At 67.4% G+C, this 21,331-nt stretch carries 18 protein-coding genes; 13 read left to right on the top strand and 5 right to left on the bottom strand.

Annotation, left to right across the window (positions count from 1 at the left end; genetic code table 11):
* Positions 1 to 81: 81 nt before the first annotated feature.
* The gene (locus MIC448_RS00395) at positions 82 to 630 is read right to left on the bottom strand and encodes a murein hydrolase activator EnvC (protein WP_036294374.1); all 549 of its coding nucleotides are present in this window, start codon (positions 628 to 630) and stop codon (positions 82 to 84) included.
* 326 nt (positions 631 to 956) lie between these two features.
* Here MIC448_RS00395 and rpsB point away from each other — a divergent pair, with 326 nt between their 5' ends.
* The 9 genes from rpsB (at position 957) to MIC448_RS00435 (ending at position 7,813) form a co-directional block, all read left to right on the top strand.
* A complete protein-coding gene (rpsB, locus tag MIC448_RS00400) occupies positions 957 to 1,940 on the top strand; it encodes a 30S ribosomal protein S2 (RefSeq protein WP_036294325.1) in 984 nt (327 codons plus the stop codon).
* Between the two features lie 91 nt (positions 1,941 to 2,031).
* Positions 2,032 to 2,859, top strand: coding sequence for a translation elongation factor Ts (tsf, locus tag MIC448_RS00405; RefSeq protein ID WP_036294328.1), 828 nt, complete (start codon positions 2,032 to 2,034; stop codon positions 2,857 to 2,859).
* Between the two features lie 119 nt (positions 2,860 to 2,978).
* The gene (gene pyrH / locus MIC448_RS00410; protein WP_036294332.1) at positions 2,979 to 3,698 is read left to right on the top strand and encodes a UMP kinase; all 720 of its coding nucleotides are present in this window, start codon (positions 2,979 to 2,981) and stop codon (positions 3,696 to 3,698) included.
* 53 nt (positions 3,699 to 3,751) lie between these two features.
* Entirely contained in the window at positions 3,752 to 4,306 is a 555-nt protein-coding gene (gene frr / locus MIC448_RS00415) for a ribosome recycling factor (protein ID WP_036294335.1), read from the top strand.
* Between the two features lie 14 nt (positions 4,307 to 4,320).
* A complete protein-coding gene (locus MIC448_RS00420; protein ID WP_144237947.1) occupies positions 4,321 to 5,343 on the top strand; it encodes a phosphatidate cytidylyltransferase in 1,023 nt (340 codons plus the stop codon).
* Entirely contained in the window at positions 5,340 to 5,996 is a 657-nt protein-coding gene (locus MIC448_RS00425; RefSeq protein ID WP_081766083.1) for a DivIVA domain-containing protein, read from the top strand. Before MIC448_RS00420 ends, MIC448_RS00425 begins: the two co-directional genes overlap by 4 nt.
* 217 nt (positions 5,997 to 6,213) lie before the next feature.
* Complete coding sequence (locus MIC448_RS00430) at positions 6,214 to 6,810, top strand: lytic transglycosylase domain-containing protein (protein WP_243419809.1); 597 nt, start codon at positions 6,214 to 6,216, stop codon at positions 6,808 to 6,810.
* Positions 6,811 to 6,815: 5 nt separating this feature from the next.
* Positions 6,816 to 7,097: a hypothetical protein gene (locus MIC448_RS16325; protein ID WP_036294344.1), complete on the top strand. Its 282-nt coding sequence runs from the start codon at positions 6,816 to 6,818 to the stop codon at positions 7,095 to 7,097.
* Entirely contained in the window at positions 7,094 to 7,813 is a 720-nt protein-coding gene (locus tag MIC448_RS00435) for an alpha/beta hydrolase (RefSeq protein WP_081766084.1), read from the top strand. The genes MIC448_RS16325 and MIC448_RS00435 overlap by 4 nt, the downstream gene beginning before the upstream one ends.
* 392 nt (positions 7,814 to 8,205) lie before the next feature.
* Here the strand turns inward: MIC448_RS00435 and MIC448_RS00440 are convergent, their stop codons facing one another.
* Positions 8,206 to 9,258: an AI-2E family transporter gene (locus MIC448_RS00440; RefSeq protein ID WP_036294350.1), complete on the bottom strand. Its 1,053-nt coding sequence runs from the start codon at positions 9,256 to 9,258 to the stop codon at positions 8,206 to 8,208.
* Positions 9,259 to 9,429: 171 nt separating this feature from the next.
* Here MIC448_RS00440 and MIC448_RS00445 point away from each other — a divergent pair, with 171 nt between their 5' ends.
* Together MIC448_RS00445 and MIC448_RS00450 are read left to right on the top strand one after the other, a co-directional pair.
* On the top strand, positions 9,430 to 11,316 hold the full coding sequence (locus MIC448_RS00445; RefSeq protein WP_036294353.1) for a hypothetical protein: 1,887 nt from the start codon (positions 9,430 to 9,432) through the stop codon (positions 11,314 to 11,316).
* Complete coding sequence (locus tag MIC448_RS00450) at positions 11,313 to 12,281, top strand: tetratricopeptide repeat protein (RefSeq protein ID WP_036294356.1); 969 nt, start codon at positions 11,313 to 11,315, stop codon at positions 12,279 to 12,281. Before MIC448_RS00445 ends, MIC448_RS00450 begins: the two co-directional genes overlap by 4 nt.
* 125 nt (positions 12,282 to 12,406) lie before the next feature.
* Here the strand turns inward: MIC448_RS00450 and glgB are convergent, their stop codons facing one another.
* The 3 genes from glgB to glgX all read right to left on the bottom strand — a co-directional run bounded on the left by glgB (position 12,407) and on the right by glgX (position 18,793).
* A complete protein-coding gene (gene glgB / locus MIC448_RS00455; protein WP_036294359.1) occupies positions 12,407 to 14,569 on the bottom strand; it encodes a 1,4-alpha-glucan branching protein GlgB in 2,163 nt (720 codons plus the stop codon).
* The gene (locus MIC448_RS00460) at positions 14,566 to 16,533 is read right to left on the bottom strand and encodes an alpha-1,4-glucan--maltose-1-phosphate maltosyltransferase (protein WP_051512833.1); all 1,968 of its coding nucleotides are present in this window, start codon (positions 16,531 to 16,533) and stop codon (positions 14,566 to 14,568) included. The genes glgB and MIC448_RS00460 overlap by 4 nt, the downstream gene beginning before the upstream one ends.
* A 178-nt stretch (positions 16,534 to 16,711) precedes the next feature.
* Positions 16,712 to 18,793, bottom strand: coding sequence for a glycogen debranching protein GlgX (gene glgX / locus MIC448_RS00465; RefSeq protein WP_036294367.1), 2,082 nt, complete (start codon positions 18,791 to 18,793; stop codon positions 16,712 to 16,714).
* A gap of 102 nt (positions 18,794 to 18,895) precedes the next feature.
* Here glgX and MIC448_RS00470 point away from each other — a divergent pair, with 102 nt between their 5' ends.
* Together MIC448_RS00470 and mnmA are read left to right on the top strand one after the other, a co-directional pair.
* A complete protein-coding gene (locus MIC448_RS00470) occupies positions 18,896 to 20,095 on the top strand; it encodes a cysteine desulfurase family protein (RefSeq protein WP_036294370.1) in 1,200 nt (399 codons plus the stop codon).
* Between the two features lie 110 nt (positions 20,096 to 20,205).
* Positions 20,206 to 21,331: tRNA 2-thiouridine(34) synthase MnmA (mnmA, locus tag MIC448_RS00475; RefSeq protein WP_081766086.1), on the top strand; the 1,126-nt coding region annotated here is incomplete at its 3' end.

Consider the following 21,331-nt stretch of genomic DNA (forward strand, 5'->3'; position numbering starts at 1 on the left):
TGGTCACTTCGACAGGCTCAGTGACCGGGTTGGGTCGTCAGTTCGACGGGCTCAGTGACCGGGGCGCTCAGTGTGACCGGTTCACCCGGCGGCGTAGGGAAGGAGCACGGCACGGGGCATCGCCCCCAGCAGGACGAGCGGGTTCAGATACTCCCCGTCCATGCGTGCGCCGAGGTGGAGCGTCCCGGGCGTCGCGTGCCCACCGGCCGCCAGCAACCCGACCACCTCACCGCGCAGCACCCGCTCGCCGGCTGCCACAGTCGCTTCGACCGGTTCCAACGTCGAGACGATGCCGCCGCCGTGATCGATCGTCACAACAGCCCGGTCGACCACCCGGCCCGCGAAGGCCACGACACCGTCGTCGGGAGCGCGGACGGATGTCTCGCCCCGCACCACGATGTCGATGCCCCGGTGGCCCGGGCCATAGGCGTGCGCGGGCGCCACGAAGTCCCGGACGATTGCGAACGGCGGCGCCACCGGCCACGACCAAAGATGCGCACCGTCACGGCCCGTTCCGCCATTCCCCCTCTCGTCGGCCAGCGCGGCGGGGCCGAGCGAGCCCGCGAGCAGCACCGTGGCGAGGACGACCGCGACAGCCCGCGCGAAGCGGAAACGTGCGGCACGAGGCATCCGATCAGCATGCGTCCCGCAGGGCAGCGTCGCCCGTCGTTCACCGATGTCGGGGGAGATCACGCGCCGTTCGGATGCGGGGGAGGAGCCGTGTGCGAGGGCCACCATGTCGCTGTCTGCGGCTGATACACTGGCAGAGCACCTCGTTTACGGGGTGACTTCGCGTGCCCAGAGCGCTGCGATCCGAGGATCGCGCGTGGCACACCCTCCCCACGGTCCCGCCTTACGGCGGGTGGGAGTGTGCCGGGCACCAGGCCCGTCGCCCAACCGGAGCGACGAATCACAACCGCAAGAGGCACCGCGTAGTGCCAAGACAGGAGTCGGCCATGGCCGTCGTTACCATTCGCCAGCTGCTCGATTCGGGCGTGCACTTCGGACACCAGACGCGTCGGTGGAACCCGAAGGTGAAGCGCTTCATCCTCACCGAGCGCAGCGGCATCCACATCATCGACCTGCAGCAGTCGCTGTCGTACATCGACAAGGCGTACGACTTCGTCAAGGAGACGGTCGCCCGTGGCGGCACCGTGCTCTTCGTCGGCACGAAGAAGCAGGCCCAGAGCGTCGTCGCCGAGCAGGCGACCCGTGTCGGCCAGCCCTACGTCAACCAGCGTTGGCTCGGCGGTCTGCTCACCAACTTCCAGACGATCTCGAAGCGTCTTGCTCGTATGAAGGAGCTCGAAGAGCTCGACTACGAGGTTCCCGCGAACAGTGGCTTCACCAAGAAGGAACTGCTGATCAAGAAGCGCGAGCTCGACAAGCTGCACAAGTCGCTCGGCGGAATCCGCAACCTGACCAAGACGCCCTCGGCGATCTGGGTCATCGACGCCAAGCGCGAGCACCTCGCGATCAACGAGGCAAAGAAGCTCGGCATCCCCGTGATCGGCATCCTCGACACCAACGCCGACCCGGACGAGTTCCAGTACCCGATCCCCGGTAACGACGATGCGATCCGCTCGGTGGGCCTGCTCACCCGCATCATCGCCGACGCCGCTGCCGAGGGTCTGATCCAGCGCCACCAGCCCTCGGGTGAGGCCGAAGCGGCCGAGCCCCTCGCTGACTGGGAGCGCGAGCTGCTCGAGCAGGCTGCTCCCGAGCAGTCCTCCGCGGACACCGCGAAGGTCGCCGAGCTCCCGCTCGCCGCGGCCATCGCGGGCGAGCTCGTCGCCGACGAGCAGGCCATCGAGGGCGGTTCCGCCGCTGACGCCGAAGGCGCCGCCGGTCACGACCAGACGATCGCCGAGGCCGCGGGTCTCGACGCCGCTGATGTGAAGGCCGCCGAAGACGCAGCCGCGCCGGCCTCCGCCGAATAAGCGCGTCGGCTCGCCGGGCGGGATCCCGTCCGGCGAGCCTTCACCCCGACATCCACGACACACCAGAGACACCGCAAGGGGTTCACACACCATGGCAAACTTCACGATCGCCGACATCAAGGCGTTGCGCGAGCAGCTCGGCACCGGCATGGTCGACACGAAGAAGGCGCTCGAAGAGGCAGACGGCGACGTCGAGAAGGCCGTCGAGATTCTTCGTCTCAAGGGAGCGAAGGGCAACGCCAAGCGTGCCGACCGCTCCACCAGCGAGGGACTCGTCGTCGCCCGCGAGGTCGGCGGCAACGTCACGCTCCTCGAGCTGGCCTGCGAGACCGACTTCGTTGCCAAGAACGAGCGCTTCATCGCCCTCGCCGACAAGGTCGCGGATGCCGCGGCCGCCGTTTCGGCCGACTCGGTCGAGGCCGCTCTCGCCGCGCCCGCGGGCAGCGGAACCGTCGACCAGCTCATCTCGGACGAGGCTGCGATCATCGGTGAGAAGGTCGAGCTGCGCCGCGTGCGCACGCTGACCGGAGATCACTTCGAGATCTACCTCCACAAGACGAGCAAGGACCTGCCCCCGCAGATCGGTGTCGTCGTCGCCTACTCGGGTGACGACGCCGAAACGGCGCGCAGCATCGCCCAGCACATCTCGTTCGCGAACCCGTCCTACCTCGCGAAGGCGGACGTTCCTGAGGCCGAGGTCGAGCGTGAGCGCGACATCGTCACCAAGATCTCGCTCGAGGAGGGCAAGCCCGAGGCGGCCCTGCCCAAGATCGTCGAGGGTCGCGTGAACGCGTTCTTCAAGCAGGTCGCCCTGCTCGAGCAGGACTACGCGAAGGACAACAAGCTCTCCGTCGCGAAGGTTGCTCAGGAGGCGGGCATCACCGTGACCGACTTCGCTCGGTTCAAGGTCGGCGCCTGACGCTGTGAAAAAGGGGCCTGGTGCGATTGCACCGGGCCCCTTTCCTCTGCGCGCTTCACACGCGGCGCGCGGTGACACGACCTCTGCCGTTAGGTTGGAGGCAGACGGAAGGATGCTGAGTGATCGATGAGGCTACCGGGCGCCGACGCGTCCTGCTCAAACTTTCGGGTGAGGCGTTCGGCGGAGGGGCTCTCGGGGTTAATCCCGACGTCGTCAGCCAGATCGCACGCGAGATCGCCGAGGCGGTGGATCGCGTCGAGATCGCGATCGTCGTCGGTGGCGGCAACTTCTTCCGGGGTGCCGAACTGAGCCAGCGCGGCATGGATCGTGGGCGCGCTGACTACATGGGCATGCTCGGCACGGTGATGAACGCTCTCGCGTTGCAGGACTTCCTCGAGCAGGCGGGTGCCGCTACGCGCGTGCAGTCGGCAATCTCGATGATGCAGGTCGCCGAGCCCTACATCCCGCGTCGCGCGGAGCGTCACATGGAGAAGGGTCGCGTCGTGATCTTCGGCGCGGGTGCAGGCCTGCCCTACTTCTCGACCGACACCGTGGCGGCACAGCGCGCTCTCGAGATCGGCGCCACCGAGGTACTGGTCGCGAAGAACGGTGTCGACGGCGTCTACACCGCCGATCCGCGAACCGACCCCACGGCCGTCCGCCTCGACCGGCTGACTTACAACGACGCGCTGCAGCGCGGCCTGAAGGTGGTCGACTCGACCGCATTCAGCCTCTGCATGGACAACCACATGGACATGCGTGTGTTTGGAATGGAACCCGCCGGCAACGTCACTCGAGCGCTTCTCGGCGACGAGATCGGCACGCTCGTCACGGTCTGACCGCGACCCCGCGGCTAGACTGGGCGAACGCTCTACCCCCTGAAGGAGTCAACGTGATCGCGGACGTCTTGGCGGATGCCGCCACCCGCATGGACCGTGCCGTGGAGGCCGCGAAGGATGACTTCGCGACCGTACGGACGGGTCGTGCGAACCCCCAGCTCTTCCAGAAGATCCTGGTGGATTACTACGGCACGCCGACCCCGCTCGCTCAGCTCGCGTCGCTGAACAACATCGAAGCGCGCACGATCGTCGTCACGCCGTACGACAAGTCCGCGCTGAAGGCGATCGAAGAGGCCATTCGCAACACGCCGAACCTTGGCGCAAACCCGACGAATGATGGCAACCTCGTGCGTGTCACGATGCCCGAGCTAACCGAAGAGCGTCGCAAGGAGTTCGTCAAGATCGTCCGAACGAAGGGCGAAGATGCGAAGGTGCACGTACGCGGCATCCGTCGTAAGGCGAAGGATGACCTGGATTCGCTCAAGAGCGATGTCGGCGAGGACGAGATCTCGCGCGGCGAGAAAGAACTGGACGCGCTGACGAAGGCACACGTCGATCTGATCGACGAGGCACTCAAGCGCAAAGAAGCAGAGCTGCTCGAGGTCTGAGCCGCATCCCGACCATGAGCGACGCACCCGACGAGTCAGAGCTTCGAAAAGCGCCGTCCCCGACGACGCGCGCGGGGCGTTCGGGTAGCGATTCCAGTGCCGCGTTCCAGGAGCACGTGCGTCAGGCGCGCAGCGACCTCGAACAGCAGGTTGCACACGCTCGAGACCAGTTCGGTGAGGCGAACGAGCGGATCAAACAGCGGACGGGTCGCGACCTGATCGTCGCGATCATCATCGGCCTTGCTATCGGCGTGGTCGTGATCGCATCCCTGATCTTCTTCAAATGGGTTTTCGCGATCTTCGCGCTGGCCGTCGCGGTGTTCGGGACATTCGAACTGTGTCGTGCGCTGCAGGTTTCCGGTCGCAAAGTCGACATCGTTCCGCAGGTCGCCTTCGTATTCGTTCTCGTACCCGCCGGATTCTTCCTCGATCTGTGGGCCCTGTGGGTGCTCGTCTTCGTCGACATCGCCGTGGTGATCGTCTGGCGGGTGCTGGGGCAGATGACGGCGCAGGACGGTCGACGATACGGCGACGTTTTGTCGGATGTTTTGATCGGCGCCCTCGTTCAGTTGTACGTGCCGTTCCTCGGCAGCCTGGCCATGGTTTTGCTGCGCCAGGACGGTGGGCAGTGGTGGGTGCTGTCGTTCATCATCATCGCTGTGGCCTCCGACACCGGTGCGTACGCGACCGGCCTCGCCTTCGGACGCACGCCGATGGCGCCTCGGATCAGCCCCAAGAAGACCTGGGAAGGATTCGCCGGTGCGGTTGCCGCGGCCCTCATCGCCGGAGTGCTTCTCGCCTGGCTCATGATCGGGCTGCCCTGGTGGGCGGGCCTCATTCTCGGCGCTGTCATCGTCGTCACGGCGACGGCGGGCGACCTCGGTGAGTCCATGCTGAAGCGCGATCTCGGGATCAAAGACATGAGCTCGTGGCTTCCTGGTCACGGTGGGGTGCTCGACCGGCTCGATTCGATCCTTCCGTCGGCGGCTGCGGCGCTCGCGCTCTTCTATCTGCTTTCGCCCCTGGGAGTGGCATGACCGACCCGACTTCACCGACCACCCACGCCGATCTCACCCAGCCCGACGACCGGGATGATGTCGATGGCAGCAGTACGCGTGAAGAGTCTCGAGCGACTCCCGCGCTGTTCCCGGAGGCGCCGCGCCGAGTCCTCGGCTATGACAAGGGCGCGGTCGATGCGTTCTTGGAGCGGGCCCGTCAGGAGTTCGAGGGCGAGCCGGCGGCGGACGGCACTCCGTACCTCGACGCGGCCGCGGTTCGCACGGCGGCGTTCCCGCTCGTCAAACGCGGTTATGCGATCGATCCTGTGGACGCCGCCCTCGCGCGAATCGAGGACGCTTTTGCGGCGCGCGATCGCGAAGCGGCCGTCGCGTCCGCGGGGACGAAAGTCTGGGTGGAACGCGCTCGCGATGACGCACAGGTTCTGCTCGACCACCTCTCCCGGCCGCGCCGGCGACGTTTCGCCCGAGCCGGGTGGCTGCGATTCGGGTACCGCACGGACGAAGTCGACCTGGTCGCCGACCGGTTGGTCGAGTACTTCGAAACGGGTCGCCCCATCACGGTGGACCAAGTGCGTGCGGTTGCGTTCCGGATGCAACGGCGCGGGTACCGCGAAGAGCAGGTCGACGCTGTGCTCGACGCGGTCATCGACGTCATGCTCGCTGTGCGCTGACGATTCGACTCGGATCCGCGCCGCAAGCGTCTGGAACGTGGCAGCCTGCCGGGGTCGCGGCTAAGCTCGAAGAACTGTGAGCCAGGGCAACGAGATCATCCCGACGCCGACTTCCACGTCTGTGGGTCGCGTGTCGTCGACGAGTTCGTCGAATCTCGCTCGTCGCGTCCCCCCGCCTCAGCCGGTGCGATGGTCTCGACGTCGTGGAGTACTCGGGGTGTTCGCGACGGTCGCCGCAGTCGGCTTTCTCGGTGCGTACATCGTCGTTCCGACCGGGGCCGCCCTGGCCGAGGCGTCCGCTGAGGACACGAGCGTGACGACGTTGTACGCCGCGGCCCAGAGTGACGCCCAGTCGCTCGTGGTCGACATCGCGGGCGAAACCAGCGCTCCGGAGTTGTCGCGCGGCAGCTACCAGGTCTACGTGAAGCCCAAACCGAAGCCCGTTGTCCCGGCCGCGGCGGCCAGCACGAAGGCTGCGAGCGGGTGGGCGCCGCCGAGCGTCGTCCCCGACCCGGGATCCGCGCAGGCAATCGCGTTCGACATGGTCGCCGCCCGCGGGTGGGGCACCGGCGAGTTCGACTGCCTCGTGGCGCTGTGGAAGAAGGAATCGGGTTGGCGCGTGAACGCGCACAACAAGTCCAGCGGTGCCTACGGCATCCCACAGGCTCTTCCCGGCACCAAGATGGCATCGGCGGGTGCGGACTGGGAGACGAACCCGGCCACGCAGATCGCCTGGGGACTCGGATACATCGGCGGCCGGTATGGCACGCCGTGCGGCGCGTGGGGCCATTCCCAGGCCCGCGGGTGGTACTGACCGCGATGCCGCGGTCAAACCGACGCAGACCCGACCCGCCCGGTGACGGGCTCGAGCGCCTCATGGCGGGCTGGAAGAAGTCCGAGTCGAGGCGCGGAATCGAGTACACGGTTCAGCCGGTCGCGGCCCATCGCGCCGTGAAGTCCTACACCTGTCCCGGGTGCGGCCGGCCGGTCGCCGCCCACACCGCGCACCTCGTTGTCTGGCGTGCGGACGGCGTGCTCGGTGAAGCCGCTGATCTCGCAGCTCGGCGGCACTGGCACACGCACTGTTGGAGGATCGCTTGACCGAGATACGTGGACCGCTCCAGCTACCCGCTCGTCGCGAAGACATCGAGTTGCGCACATTGGACGGGCTGACGCTGGTGGGGGAGTTGGCGCTGCCGCTGTCGACCGAACCGGTGGCGACGCTCGTGACGCTGCATCCGCTTCCCACCGCGGGCGGGTTCATGGACTCGCACATTCTGCGCAAGGCGGCGGGTCGTCTGCCCGCGCTTGCCGATCTGGCCGTGCTGCGATTCAACACCCGCGGCACGACATCGCCGCGTGGGACGAGCGAGGGATCGTTCGACGGTGGACACGACGAGGCTTTCGATGTTGCCGCGGCGATGGACTTCGTCCGCGAGCGCGGGTTGCCGAATCCGTGGCTGGTGGGCTGGTCATTCGGCACCGAGCTCGCGCTGAAGTACGGCCGCGATCATGACATCGCGGGTGTCATCCTGCTTTCGCCGCCCCTGCACCGCACGAGCGATGACGAGCTCGCAGCATGGGCGGGGGATGACCGCCCGCTCATCGCCGTGATCCCCGAACTCGACGATTACCTGCGTCCGGATGCGGCAGCGGAGCGTTTTGCGCCGATCCCGCACATCGTGGTGATTCCCGTCGAGGGCGGCCGGCACCTGTGGGTCGGCGAAACGCAGACCCGGCGTGTGCTGACCGAGATCGTGGCGGCGGTCAATCCGGAGGCGCTGCCGCTGGCGACGGAGTGGGACGGCCCGCTCTAACCTTGCTGGCGCGGCTTGTTGTTCAGACGCACGTGGGTGGGCGCGCCCGTTTGGAGCCGCCGCATGTTCGCCATTCAGTCTGGTCGAGCGGCGGAACGGCCCGTTCCTGCGGATTTCTGCGGAGGAGTCGCGTCACCATGCTCGGATCGACTGAATTGTGAACCGGATACGGCGCAGCCGGGATCCGTCCCCGACCGAAGTCATGAGCTGCAGACCTACCGTTTGACGTGGTCATGCGTCGCAATCCTGTTCGCAATTCAGTCCCGCGGTTGTCGAAAGAAGCGGGTCTGCCCGGAACTCCAGGGCGCGGTCGCGCGCTCGGTACCGAATTGACTGAATTGTGAACGTGGACGGGCGGGAACCGGACGAGCAGGTTGCGCGTCCGCGCCGCTCTACAGCTCGTTCATCCGCGGAATGACGACCTGGCGGTAGATGATCAGGATGCTTGCGGCCACGGGGATCGCGACAAGCGCGCCGAGCAGCCCCAGCAGTGAGCCACCGGCGAGAGCTGCGATCACGACGACGGCGCCCGGCACGGAGACGGCACGGTTCATGATGCGGGGCGCCAGCACGTAGGCCTCGACCTGCATGTAGATCAGGTAGTAGATACCGGCGATCAATGCCGTTCCGGGGCTTCCGAGGCCGGGGATCAGGCATGTGAGCACGATGATCGCCGAGCCCGTGAGGGTTCCCACGAGGGGGATGAGGGAGAAGAAGAAGGCGACGACCGCAAGCACGGCAGGGAACGGAGCCCCGATGATCGTGAGCAGGATCGCACTCAGGATGCCGTTGATGATGCCGAGTGACCCCTGCCCCATGACGTAGTACCCGACGGAGTCGGTGATCTGCTCCGACAGGTCGATGAATCGCGCGCGCTTCGACGCAGGCACGAGTTGGTAGACGGCGGCCTTCAGGTTCGGCGTCGACGCGGTGAAGTAGATCGTCAGGATCAGGACGATGAACGCTCCTGTGAGCCCTGCCACGACGGCCGCTCCGAACGCCAGCACGCTCTCACCGATGGCGGCGAAGTCCAATGAGGCGAGCCAGTCGTTGACGTAGTCGAAGACCACGTCCACCTGCAGGGTCGGGAAGGTGGTCTGCAGCCAATCCCGCAGATCGTCGATGAAGGTGCCGCGCGTGATGATCGTCTCGACGGTCGACACCAGCTGGCTGATCTGTGACGCGAGGACGGGCAGCACCGTGAGGACGATGCCGGCGAAGGCCGCGAGCACCACGAGGATCACGATGAGGACCGCGATCCACCGCTTCATCCTGCGGCGCTCGAGGAAGGAGATCGCGGGCTCGAGGCCGAGTGAGAGGAACAGCGCCGTGCCGACGTACAACAAGATCGTCGAGAGAGTCTGAATGCTCGAGATCAGAACGATCCCGAGCCCCACGCCAAGCGTCGCGATGAATGCGACGCGGAACGGGTTGTGAATCTTCACGTGCACCTCCGGCTGCGACGCGCCCGACGCGCGTCACGTCAGACTACGTGCGGAGCGCCCGAATCCCGCGCTTCACGCGCGTGCGGCTGACATTCAGGCGTACTTCGGTAGTCTGGGATGTCCGCTTCCGCGCCGAAACTCTCCCGGGCGCGTCGATGGAGGAGTTTTCGTTTGCGTTTTGTCTGGGCTGTCGCGGCATTCGTGCTCGCTGCCGTATTGATCGGTGCTGGTATCGCTCAACGAACGGTTTTCGTTGGTGCTGAGACCACAGAGACCGAGATCAGTGCCGAGGACGAGCTTCCCTACGTGCTGGTCGATGGGGCGGTGCTCACGAGCATTCCCGGTTCCCAGACGTTGACGGCAACGGCCGACTCGGGTCCTGTTTATGCCGCTTACGGTCGCACGGCGGACGTCACGGCTTGGCTTTCGGACGTGTCCTACACGCGCGTCACGCTCGATGACAGTGGCGAGATCGTGACCGAGGTCGTCGAACCCGTGCAGGTGGAGCCGAGCGAGGAGGCGCCCGCAGAGGGCTCGTCCGAGGGCGACGCCGCGGGGGATGCATCCGCGGACGGGACGAGCACCGAAACGACAGCCGAGACACCCGCTGGGCGCAATCCCGCGGGCTCCGATCTGTGGCTCGATGAATTCACCGACGAGGGCACCCTCACGACTCAGCTCCAGCTGCCCGCCACGATGAGCGTTCTGCTCGCGTCGGATGGGACGGCCGCGGCCCCCGAGACGCTGCAGATCCGCTGGCCGCTCGACAACTCCACGCCGTGGGCCGGGCCGCTGATCGTGGCGGGAGGCATCCTGATGGCGCTCGGAGTTCTTCTCTACCTGCTCGGAATCAGGCATGCGCGGCGCTCGCGGGGTCCGCGACGCAAGGGCATCCCGCAACCCGTGACGCAGCCACTCGACACTATTCCCGCGGGCGACGCCGAAGCGAAGGGCGTGATCAGCTCGGGAACTCCGTCTCGGCGAGCCCTGCGCGGCGGCACTCGGGGCTTCATCGTGATCCCGAGCCTCGCGCTCGCGGGTCTGCTCTTCACGGGTTGTACCGCCGCGTCGTGGCCCCAACTCGGGCCCTCGGCGACCCCGTCACCCACCGCGAGCGTCGTCGACGCGGCCGAGCAGGACGCTCCGGCCGTGACCGAGACCCAGGCGAAGCGCATCCTCGCGAAGGTCGCCCAGACTGTCTCCGAGGCAGATGTTGCGGCGGATGGAGATCTCGCGGCCACGCGCCTCGCCGGCGCGGTCCTGGACGAGCGCAAGGCGAACTACCTGATCCGCAGCAAAGTCGCAGATCACCCCGCGCTGCCGGCTATCCCGACCGAACCCCTGCAGATCGTCCTTCCGCAGGCCTTCGACGATTGGCCGCGGACGATCATGACCGTCGTCGGCGAAGAGGGGGAGACGACCGTCGCCCCCACGGTCGCCGTGTTGACGCAGAACGACCCCTGGTCCGAATACAAGCTGACGTACCTGGCGAGCCTCGCGGCATCCGCCGAGTTCCCGGGGGGCGTCGCTCCTTCCACGATCGGCGCGGCGCTCGTTCCGCCCGACTCGCCGTTCCTGCTGCTCGAGCCGCAGGAGCTGGCCGCGGCCTACGCGGACGTCCTCAACAACGGTGACAACAGCTCCTTCTCGTCGCTGTTCGAAGAAGAGGGCGACCAGTTCCGCGTCAAGGTCGCGGAAGATCGACGCACGCGTCTGGAGCAGTTCAACCAGACCGGTGCCGAGACCGGAAGCCTGACCTTCTCGTCCGCCGCCGGTGCGTATCCCGCGGTCGGGCTCGCCACACTCGAGTCGGGTGCGATCGTCGCGGTGAGCCTCACCGAGACCGACACCGTCAAGCCGACCAACAGCGACGCCGTGATCAAGCTCGACGGTAACCCCACGGTCGAGGCCCTTGCGGGCACGGCGAGTTCGGCCTCGGGTTTCCAGACGAACTTCTCCGACCAGCTCTTCTTCTACGTGCCGAACCAGGCAGACGGCGGACAGATCCGCCTCCTCGGCTACGCCTCGAACATTCTCAGCGCAGGAGTCATCCAATGAGTCAGAACGCCAATCCGGGTGCCGTCCTCCGCGGAGCCGTCGACCTGTCGTCGCTCCGCAACCGTCCGCAGCCGCCCGTCCCCGGCACGGCTCCGGCCCCCGCTGGAGTGCAGGCCACGACCGGAGCGGCGGGCCTTGTGCGGGATGCGACGGACGAGACGTTCGGCGAGATCCTGGAACTCTCGCGAACGGTTCCGGTCGTCATCGATCTGTGGGCCGAGTGGTGCGGACCGTGCAAGCAGCTGAGCCCGATCCTCGAATCCGTCATCACCGAACTCGCGGGTCGACTCGTGCTCGTCAAGGTCGACGTGGATGCGAACCCCCAGCTCACGCAGGCCTTCCGCGCCCAGTCCATCCCGATGGTCGTGGCGCTCGTCGCCGGGCAGCCCGTGCCGTTGTTCACGGGCGCGGTGCCCGAGCAGCAGGTTCGCGAGGTCTTCGCCCAGCTCCTGCAGCTCGCGGCGCAGAATGGCGTCACGGGAACGCTGGCCGTATCGGACGCGGACGCCGGTGAATCGGATGCCGAGAGTGCCGAGGCATCCGAGCTGCCGCTTCCCCCGCTGCACGCGGCCGCGTTTGCCGCCATTGAAGAGGGCGACTACGACGCGGCGATCGCGGCGTACGAGCAGGCGCTCGTCGAGAACCCGAAGGACGAAGACGCTCGCGCCGGTCTCGGGCAGGTTCGCCTGCTCAGCCGGGTCACGGGGCTCGAACTCGAAGCGGCGCGCGCTGCCGCTGCCGCTGCGCCGACGGATGTCGCGGCCCAGTTCGCGGTCGCCGACCTCGATATCGCCGGGGGACACGTGGACGACGCCTTCGGACGCCTGCTCGACCTGTTCGCCGCGTTGCCCGACGACGAGCGTGCGCCCGTCCGGGAGCGATTGCTCGAGCTCTTCGGCTTGATCGGCGACCCCGACCCCCGCGTCATCCGCGCGCGCAGTCGTTTGGCCTCGTTGCTCTTCTGACGAGCCTGTATCCGCGAGGGTGCCCGTTTCATCCGCGAGGGTGCCCGTTTGCGTTCAGAACGGGCACTCCCGGGGTCCGGAACGGGCACTCTCGCGCCCAGAACGGGCACCCTCGCGAAGGCGGGTCAGCGGTTGTGCTGCAACCAGATCACGCCGAGCGGCGGCAGGGTGACCGTGGCACGCGCGGCACCATCTTCAGTCGCCGAGGCGTTGACCGCTCCGAAGTTACCCACCCCGGACCCGCCGTACTCGACCGCGTCCGAGTTGAGGATCTCTGTCCACACCCCGGCTTCGGGCATCTCGATGTCGTAGTCGTGGACCGGCACGCCCGAGAAGTTGCAGAGCACGGCGACGGTGTTGCCGTGCCAGTCGGTACGTGAGAACGCCACGACGTTCGGGTTGTGATGTGACCCGAACAATCGGCGGAAGGCCGCACCGTCGTGATCGCGTGCCCAGAGCGGAGCGTGCTTTCGATACGTTTCGTTGAGCACCGACACGTAGGCCTGAAGCTGCGCGTGCAACGGCTGGTCGAGAATCCACCAGTCGAGCGAACGTCCCTCGGACCATTCGGAGATCTGCCCGAACTCCTGCCCCATGAACAGCAGTTGCTTACCCGGGTGTCCCCACTGGAATCCGAGGAACGCCCGAGCATTCGCGAGCTTCTGCCAGTGGTCACCAGGCATCCGTGACACGAGCGTGCCCTTGCCATGGACAACTTCGTCGTGGCTGATCGGCAGCACGAAGTTCTCACTGAACGCGTAGACGAAGGTGAAGGTGATCTCGCCCTCGTGGTGCTCGCGGTACATGGGATCGCGCCCGAAGTACTGGAGCGTGTCGTTCATCCAGCCCATGTTCCACTTGAGCCCGAACCCGAGGCCACCCTGGTCGGTCGGGGCCGTTACGCCGGGGTAGCTCGTCGACTCCTCGGCGATCATCGCGATCCCCGGGTAGCGCTTGTACGCCGTCGCGTTGACCTCTTGCAGGAACCCGATGGCTTCGAGGTTCTCTCGTCCGCCGTGGATGTTGGGGGTCCACTCACCCTCGTTGCGCGAGTAGTCGAGGTAGAGCATCGAGGCGACCGCATCGACGCGCAGCCCATCGACGTGGAACTCTTCGAACCAGTACAGGGCGTTCGCGACCAGGAAGTTACGAACCTCGCGGCGTCCGTAATCGAAGATGTACGTGCCCCAGTCCTTGTGCTCGCCGCGGTGGGGGTCGGGGTGCTCGTAAAGGGGACGCCCATCGAACCGGGCGAGGGCGAACTCGTCCTTCGGGAAGTGGCCCGGCACCCAGTCCATGATCACGCCGATGCCGGCCTGGTGCAGTCGGTCGATCAGGTATCGCAGGTCATCGGGCGTACCGAACCGGCTGGTCGGCGCGTAGTACCCGGTGACCTGATACCCCCAGGATCCGCCGAACGGGTGCTCGGCGAGCGGAAGGAACTCGACATGGGTGAAGCCGAGGGACGTGACATGTCCGATGATCTCGTCGACCGCGGCGCGGTAGGTCAGGCCCGGACGCCATGATCCGAGGTGGAGCTCGTAGACCGACATGGGCTGGTCGACGGGCGTCGTGCGGGCGCGTCGCTCCATCCATACGTCGTCCTGCCAGAGGTGGCGGGCCTTCGTCACGACGGACGCGGTCGCGGGTGGCACCTCGGCCCAGCGCGCCATCGGGTCGGCTTTGACGATCCAGCGTCCGTCGCTCGTGAGGAGCTCGTATTTGTAGGCCGAGCCTTCGCCGACCCCGGGCGCAAAGAGCTCCCATACTCCTGAGCCCCCCATGGAGCGCATCGGATGACTCTGGCCGTCCCAGCCGTTGAAATCGCCGACGACACGCACCGCCTGTGCGTTCGGGGCCCAGACGGCGAAGGAGGTGCCCGACGCGCCCTGGTGGTCACGCAGGTGAGATCCGAGCACACGCCAGAGCTCTTCGTGCCGGCCCTCGGCGATCAGGTGCAGGTCGAGGTCGCCGACGGTCGGGGTGAAGCGATAGGGGTCGTCGGCGGTCCACGTCGGCGCAGACGCGTAGGTCGCCTCGATGAGATAGGGAACCGGGGCTCCCTGATGGGTACCTTCCCAGATCCCACTGCGGACGTGCTCGAGCGCTGTTCGTTCACTACCGTTCGTGATGGCGGTCACGGTCTCGGCGAGGGGACGACGAACGCGAATCGTGGTGATCGCGCGGCCCGAGGCATCCTGACCCGCGTGCTGACCGAGCACGCTGTGGGGCGAGTAGTGGGATCCCGTGGCAACAAGATCCAGATCGTTCTGAGATACGACAGTCATCGCGGGCTCCTCACCTTCAGAATGTGTACCGGCTCGGCGAAGGCATCGAGGCGGACATAGTTGCGGTCGGTCCAGGTCCAGACGGCACCGGTGACAAGGTCTTCGACCTCGAAGGGCGCCCCGGGTTGGACGCCCCAGAGGGTCGTGTCGAGATAGACCGTCGTCTCGCGGGCGGAATGGGGATCCACGTTCGCGACGACGATGATGGTGTCTGCCTGCCCGGCCGGTGAGAGGGCAGCGTCGAGGTGCTTCGAGTAGACCAGGATCGCCTCGTCGTCGCTCCAATGGGTGCGGAGGTTGCGCAGCTGCTGCAGCGCAGGATGCTCGTTGCGCACGCGGTTGAGCATCCGCAGATACGGCGCGAGAGAGTCACCGGATGCCTCGGCACCGGCCCAGTCGCGCGTCTTGTACTCGTACTTCTCGTTGTCGAGGTTCTCTTCCGACCCCGGTCGGGCCACGCTCTCGTAGAGCTCGTACCCGGCGTAGACGCCGTATGTGGGCGCAGCCGTCGCGGCGATCGCGGCACGGGTCTTGTAGCCGGCCCTGCCGCCGTACTGCAGGTATTCGGTCAGGATGTCGGGGGTGTTGACGAACAGGTTCGGACGCAAGAAGTCGGCCGTCTCGGTCGCCAGCCCGGTCAGGAACTCCTCGAGCTCTTCCTTGGTGTTGCGCCAGGTGAAGTACGTGTAGCTCTGCTGGAATCCCGCCATCGCGAGACCCTGCATGATCGCCGGGCGCGCGAACGCCTCGGCAAGGAACACAACCCCGGGATGCTCCGCGTTCACGGTGCGGATCAGCCACTCCCAGAACTTCAACGGCTTGGTGTGGGGATTGTCGACGCGGAAGATCTCGACGCCTTGAGCGATCCAGTGCCGGATGACCCGCAGGGCCTCCGAGCGGATGCCCTCGTAGTCGTTGTCGAAGTTGATCGGGTAGATGTCCTGATACTTCTTCGGAGGATTCTCGGCATACGCGATCGAGCCATCAGGAAGGGTCGTGAACCATTCGGGATGCTCAGTGACCCAGGGGTGATCCGGCGACGCCTGCAGGGCGAAATCGATCGCGACCTCGATGCCCTCGGTTCGCGCAGCCTTCACGAATGCGCGGAAGTCGGACAGCGTCCCCAGGTCGGGGTGGACGGTGTCGTGCCCGCCTGCGGCGCCGCCGATCGCCCAGGGCGACCCGGGGTCGCCGGGCTCGGTGACGAGCGAATTGTTCCGTCCCTTCCGGTGCGTCTCGCCGATCGGGTGGATCGGGGGCAGGTACAGCACGTCGAAGCCCATCGCCGCGACCTCCGGCAGCCGCTTCATCGCCGTGCGGAAGGTGCCGCTCTTGACGCGTCCGTCCTTCAGCCGTTTGGCGCCTTCCGAGCGCGGGAAGAACTCGTACCAGGCGCCGACGCCCGCTCGGCGACGTTCGACGAGCAGTTCTCGTGTCGCACCGACGGTGACGAGCGAGGCGACCGGGCGGGCCGCGAAGGACGCGGCGATCGCGGCGTCCTGAACGATCAAGAGCGCGTCTTCGTCCGACACCTCGGGGTCGAGCAGACGAGCAGCGGATGCCTGGAGCAGACGTCGCTCCGCAGCCGGTCGGGTGCGCTCGCGCCCCGCACCCTCGAACAGGTCCGAACCGATCCGGCGCATGAGCGGCGCATCCACGCCCGCGGCGATCTTGAGGCTCGCGGCGTGCCGCCACGTGGCGTACTCATCCGCGAACGCTTCGAAGTGGAACGTCCACACACCCTCTTCGAGCGGGGCGACAAGCACCTGCCAGCGATCGAATCCGTCCTCCAGCGCCGTGAGCCGGTGCAGCGATTCGTCGCCGCTCGGCGAGAAGAGGCGCAGGTGCACGCCGATGCGGTCGTGTCCCTCACGGAACGCCGTGACGATGAACGGAACGACCTCGGTCGCGTAGGCCCTCGGCCGGTACTGATCACCCGGCACGGAAGGTCGCGGCTGGAACATCGGGATGCGGCCGGCGGCCGTGATGTGCTCATCGGGCCACGCGCTGGCGGGGCGGACGGGGAGAGCGGCGGCACTGCGCCACGCTCGGGGGACAGCATTCACAGAAGGGGCAGCCACACCCCGAACCTACCTTGCATGCCGAGGTGAGGATACGCCTTGCGCGGCCCGCCGAACGGTGTTATTCGGCGCGGAAGAGCCGCATCGAGGTGCCCGGCAGAGGCACGATGTCGCCGGGTTCGAAGGTCTGCTCGACGTCGCTCGGCCGCTCGTCGATCGACGACCACATTTCGACGTAGCGGGTGACGCCGTCGATGTCCGGCAGCGTGACATCGATGGGGGACTCATTGCCGTGCACCATGAGCAGGATTCGGTTGAAGGCCTCGTGTTCCGGGGTGGACGCCGCGACGTACTGGATCGTCCTGTGCGCCGGATTCGTCCAGCGGTCGATCGACATCATCGCGCCGCTCTCGTCGTACCAGTCCATGACGGATGCCGAGGGTGTCGGCCGGTCCTGAACGGCGAACCGGCTGGGCCGGAGGGCAGGGTTCTCGCCGCGCAGGGTGATGAGCCGGCGGACGTGCTCCTGCAGATCCTTCTGCCACTCGGCGTGGTCCCACGACAACCAGGTCAGGGCCGAGTCGTGGCAGTACGCGTTGTTGTTGCCGCGCTGCGTGCGACCGAATTCATCCCCGGCCGTAAGCATCGGGATCCCCGACGAGAGCAGCAGGGTTCCCAGCAGATTGCGCATGGCCTTGCGACGCGTGGCGAGGATCTGCGGATCGTCGGTCGGGCCCTCGGCACCGTGGTTGAACGAGCGGTTGGTGTCCGCGCCGTCACGGTTCTGTTCGCCGTTTGCGAGGTTGTGCTTGACGTCGTATGAGACGAGATCTCGGAGCGTGAAACCGTCGTGGGCGGTGACGAAGTTGACGCTCGCGAGTGGTCCGCGCTCGTGCGAGAACGTGTTCGACGAGCCGGCGAGGCGCGTTGCGAAACCGCCGATCCCGACCGGGGCAGTCGAGGCCCGGCGCGCGTAATCGACGTCGGAGAGCCAGAAGTTGCGGACGCGGTCGCGGTAACGGTCGTTCCACTCGCTCCAGCCGGTCCCGAAGTTGCCGGTCTGCCAGCCGCCCATGCCGACATCCCAGGGCTCGGCGATCATCTTCACGTCGGCGAGCGCCGGGTCGTCCATGATCGTCTGCAGCAGGGGATGGTCGGGGGTGAAGTGGTGCTGCGCGTCGCGGCCGAGGGTCGCAGCAAGGTCGAAGCGGAACCCATCGATCTGCAGGTCGTTCGCCCAATACCGGAGCGAATCGAGGATGAGTCGCGCCGCAGCATCCGTCGCTGTGTTCACCGCGTTGCCGCATCCGGTCTCATCGACGTAGGTGCCGTCGTCGAGTTGGCGGTAATACGAACGGTTGTCGATGCCGCGGAAGCTCGAACGCGGACCCCCGACACCCTCTTCGGCGGTGTGGTTGTAGACGACATCGAGGATGACCTCGAGACCGGCCTCGTGCAGCAACCGAACCATGCCCTTGAACTCGCGCAGGATCGCCTCGGGGCCCTCACGCCTGCTCGCCTCGGTGGCGTAGGCGGCGTGCGGGGTGAAGAAGTTGAGGGTGTTGTAGCCCCAGTAGTTGCTGAGCCCGAGCTGGTGCAGCCGCGGTTCGCTCGCGAATGCGTGGACCGGCAGCAACTCGACGCTCGTCACGCCGAGCCCCACGAGATACTCGATCATCGCCGGGTTGGCGAGCCCGGCGTAGGTGCCGTGCAGCGCAGGCGGAACCGCGGGGTGACGCTTCGTCAGGCCCTTGAGGTGCCCCTCGTAGATGACGGTTCGATCGAGGGGAACGCGTGGTTTTGCGACTCCGCCCCAGTCGAAGGATCCGTCGAGAGCAACAGAGCGCCAGTCGCTGAAACCACCCGACACCAGGCCGCGAGCGTATGGGTCGAGCAGAAGGGTACGGGGGTTGAAGGTGTTGCCGGGCCCGGCAGGACCGCTGACCCGAATGGCATAGCGCGTGCCGGGGCGGAGCAGCGGTGTCGTGACCTCCCACACCGACCCGCCGGCAAGGCGCAGGGGGAGGGTCTCGACGATCCAGTCGAGGTCTGTGTCGTCGAACACGACGAGGTCCATGCCGTCGGCGTGACCCGACCAGACGCGGAGGCGACCGCCCTCCGAGGTGTAGGTGACGCCGAGGTCATCGAGCGCGGGCGAGAGGAGCCCAGCGGGCGCGTCGGTCGTCGGTGTCGGGCTGACCATGGGGATAACCCTAACCAGCACGTGAGTCCGGCGGGTTACGCGGGAGGCGGGTGGCGGCCCCTGAGCCTGTCGAAGGGTCCGACCGTGTGTGAGAGTTGTGGGGTGAACGCCTACCTCGACCACGCGGCGACGACCCCTCTGCGGGCCGAGGCGCGTGCGGCGTGGATCGATGCATCCGAGATCGTCGGCAACGCGTCGTCGATCCACGGCGCCGGTCAGGATGCGCGGCGGCTGCTCGAGGACGCTCGCGACCGTCTGGCGACCGCTCTGGGGTGCGAACCGATCGAGGTCGTGTTCACGTCGGGTGGCACCGAGTCGATCAATCTGGCTCTCGTCGGCTTGCTGCGCGCCCGCCGCGCGGCGACGGGGCGGAACCTGATGGTCGTGCCCGACGGCGAGCACCACGCCACGCTCGACACCGTCCGCTGGCTCACGTCGAGCGGCGAGGCAGAGGTCCGTTGGGTGCCGATCGATGCGAATGCCCGGGTCGACCTGGCGGCCTGGCGTGCGGCACTTGCGGACGAACGCGCCGCCGTGGTCACCCTCCTCGGGGCCAACAACGAGGTCGGCTCGCTACAGCCCGTGGCCGAGGCATCCGCGATCGCCGCGGATGCGGGAGTCCCGCTGCATATCGATGCGGTCGGCACCTTCGGGCACGTGCCCCTCTCGTTCCACGAGCTGCGCGCGGACGCTCGCGGAGGCGCCGGGCTCGTGGCGCTGAGCGTTTCGGCCCACAAGGTCGGCGGGCCGGTCGGCGTCGGGGCGCTCGTCGTGTCGCGCCACGTCACGCTCGAGGCGCTGCTGCACGGAGGCGGGCAGCAGCGGGGTCTTCGCGCAGGGACCCAGGATGTCGCGGGCGCGGTTGCCTTTTCGGTCGCCGCCGAGCTCGCCGTGGCGGAGTTGGCAGCGGAGGCCCGGCGGGTCGCGTCGCTCCGCGACACGCTCGAGGAGGGTCTGCGGGCGGCGATCCCCGACCTTGTGGTGTCTGCGGCCGACGTGGATCGTCTGCCCGGACACCTGCACGTCGTTCTTCCCGGTGCACAGGGCGATTCACTCTTGTTGCTGCTCGATGCGGCCGGTGTAGCGGTGTCGACCGGATCGGCCTGCCAGGCGGGTGTGCCCGAGCCATCCCATGTGCTTCTTGCGATGGGCATCGCGCCCGACGTCGCCGCGGGCGCCCTGCGCTTCACCCTGGGGCGGACGTCGACGCGGGCCGATGTGGACGCGCTTCTCGCCGTCCTCCCCGCGGCGTACGACCGTGCCCGGCGCGCGGGTCTGTCGTCCCGCACCCCGCGCGCCTGAGCCCGCAGGCGACGCTCGGCTGTCGCACATCGATGCTCCCGACCCGGCTGCGCGTCGATGTGCGACAGCGGAGCGGACCCGTACGGAGGGGCCCCGCGTAGAATCGACGGATGCGTGTTTTGGCGGCGATGAGCGGCGGGGTGGATTCCGCGGTGGCTGCCGCGCGCGCGGTCGACGCGGGCCACGAGGTCACCGGCGTGCATCTCGCTCTTTCCCGGGCCGGCGGAACGCTCCGCGCCGGAAGCCGCGGATGCTGCACCATCGAGGACGCGATGGACGCCCGCCGCGCGGCCGACCGCCTCGGCATCCCGTTCTACGTGTGGGACTTCTCGGAGCGCTTCCGGGACGACGTCATCGAGGACTTCGTCAACGAGTACGCCGCGGGCCGCACACCGAACCCGTGCATGCGCTGCAACGAGCGGATCAAGTTCGCCGCGGTCCTCGAGAAGGCGCTCGACCTCGGCTTCGACGCGGTGGTCACGGGGCATTACGCGATTGTCGGGCCGGGAGCATCCGGCGAACTCGAGCTGCACCGCGCCAGCGACGCGGCGAAGGATCAGTCCTACGTGCTGGGCGTGCTGACGGCCGAACAACTGCCGCACACACTCTTCCCGCTCGGCGAGACCCCCACCAAGGCGCTCGTGCGGGCCGAGGCTGAGGCACGAGGGCTGACCGTGGCTCAGAAGCCGGACAGTCACGACATCTGCTTCATCCCGGACGGCGACACGCGCGGGTGGTTGGCCGATCGGGTCGGCACGGCTCCCGGCGACATCGTCGACGCATCCGGTGCCGTCGTCGGTGCTCACGAGGGGGCGCATGCCTTCACGGTCGGGCAGCGTCGCGGACTCGCGCTCGGCGTGCCCGCAGCGGACGGTAAGCCCCGGTTCGTTCTCGAGGTGCGTCCGGTGTCCAACACGGTCGTCGTCGGGCCGCGCGAGGCGCTCGCGATCGCCGAGATCTCGGGCGACCGCTTCACGTGGGCGGGTTCTGCAGCTCTGTCCGTCGGCTCGGATCTGGCGTGCCACGTTCAGATCCGCGCGCATGCGGATCCCGTGCCCGCGACGCTGAGTTTCGTGGCGAGTTCCGACGTGGACGGCGATGGGATGCCGCGACTCGTGGTGCGCCCGGACGTGCCCCTCGATGGTGTCGCCCCTGGCCAGACCGCGGTGCTGTACGCCGGCACGCGCGTGCTCGGACAGTTCACGATCGACCGCACGGTCTCGGCGGTGCCGGCGG

The organism is Microbacterium sp. C448 (assembly GCF_000582705.2).
Lineage (GTDB): Bacteria > Actinomycetota > Actinomycetes > Actinomycetales > Microbacteriaceae > Microbacterium > Microbacterium lacus_A.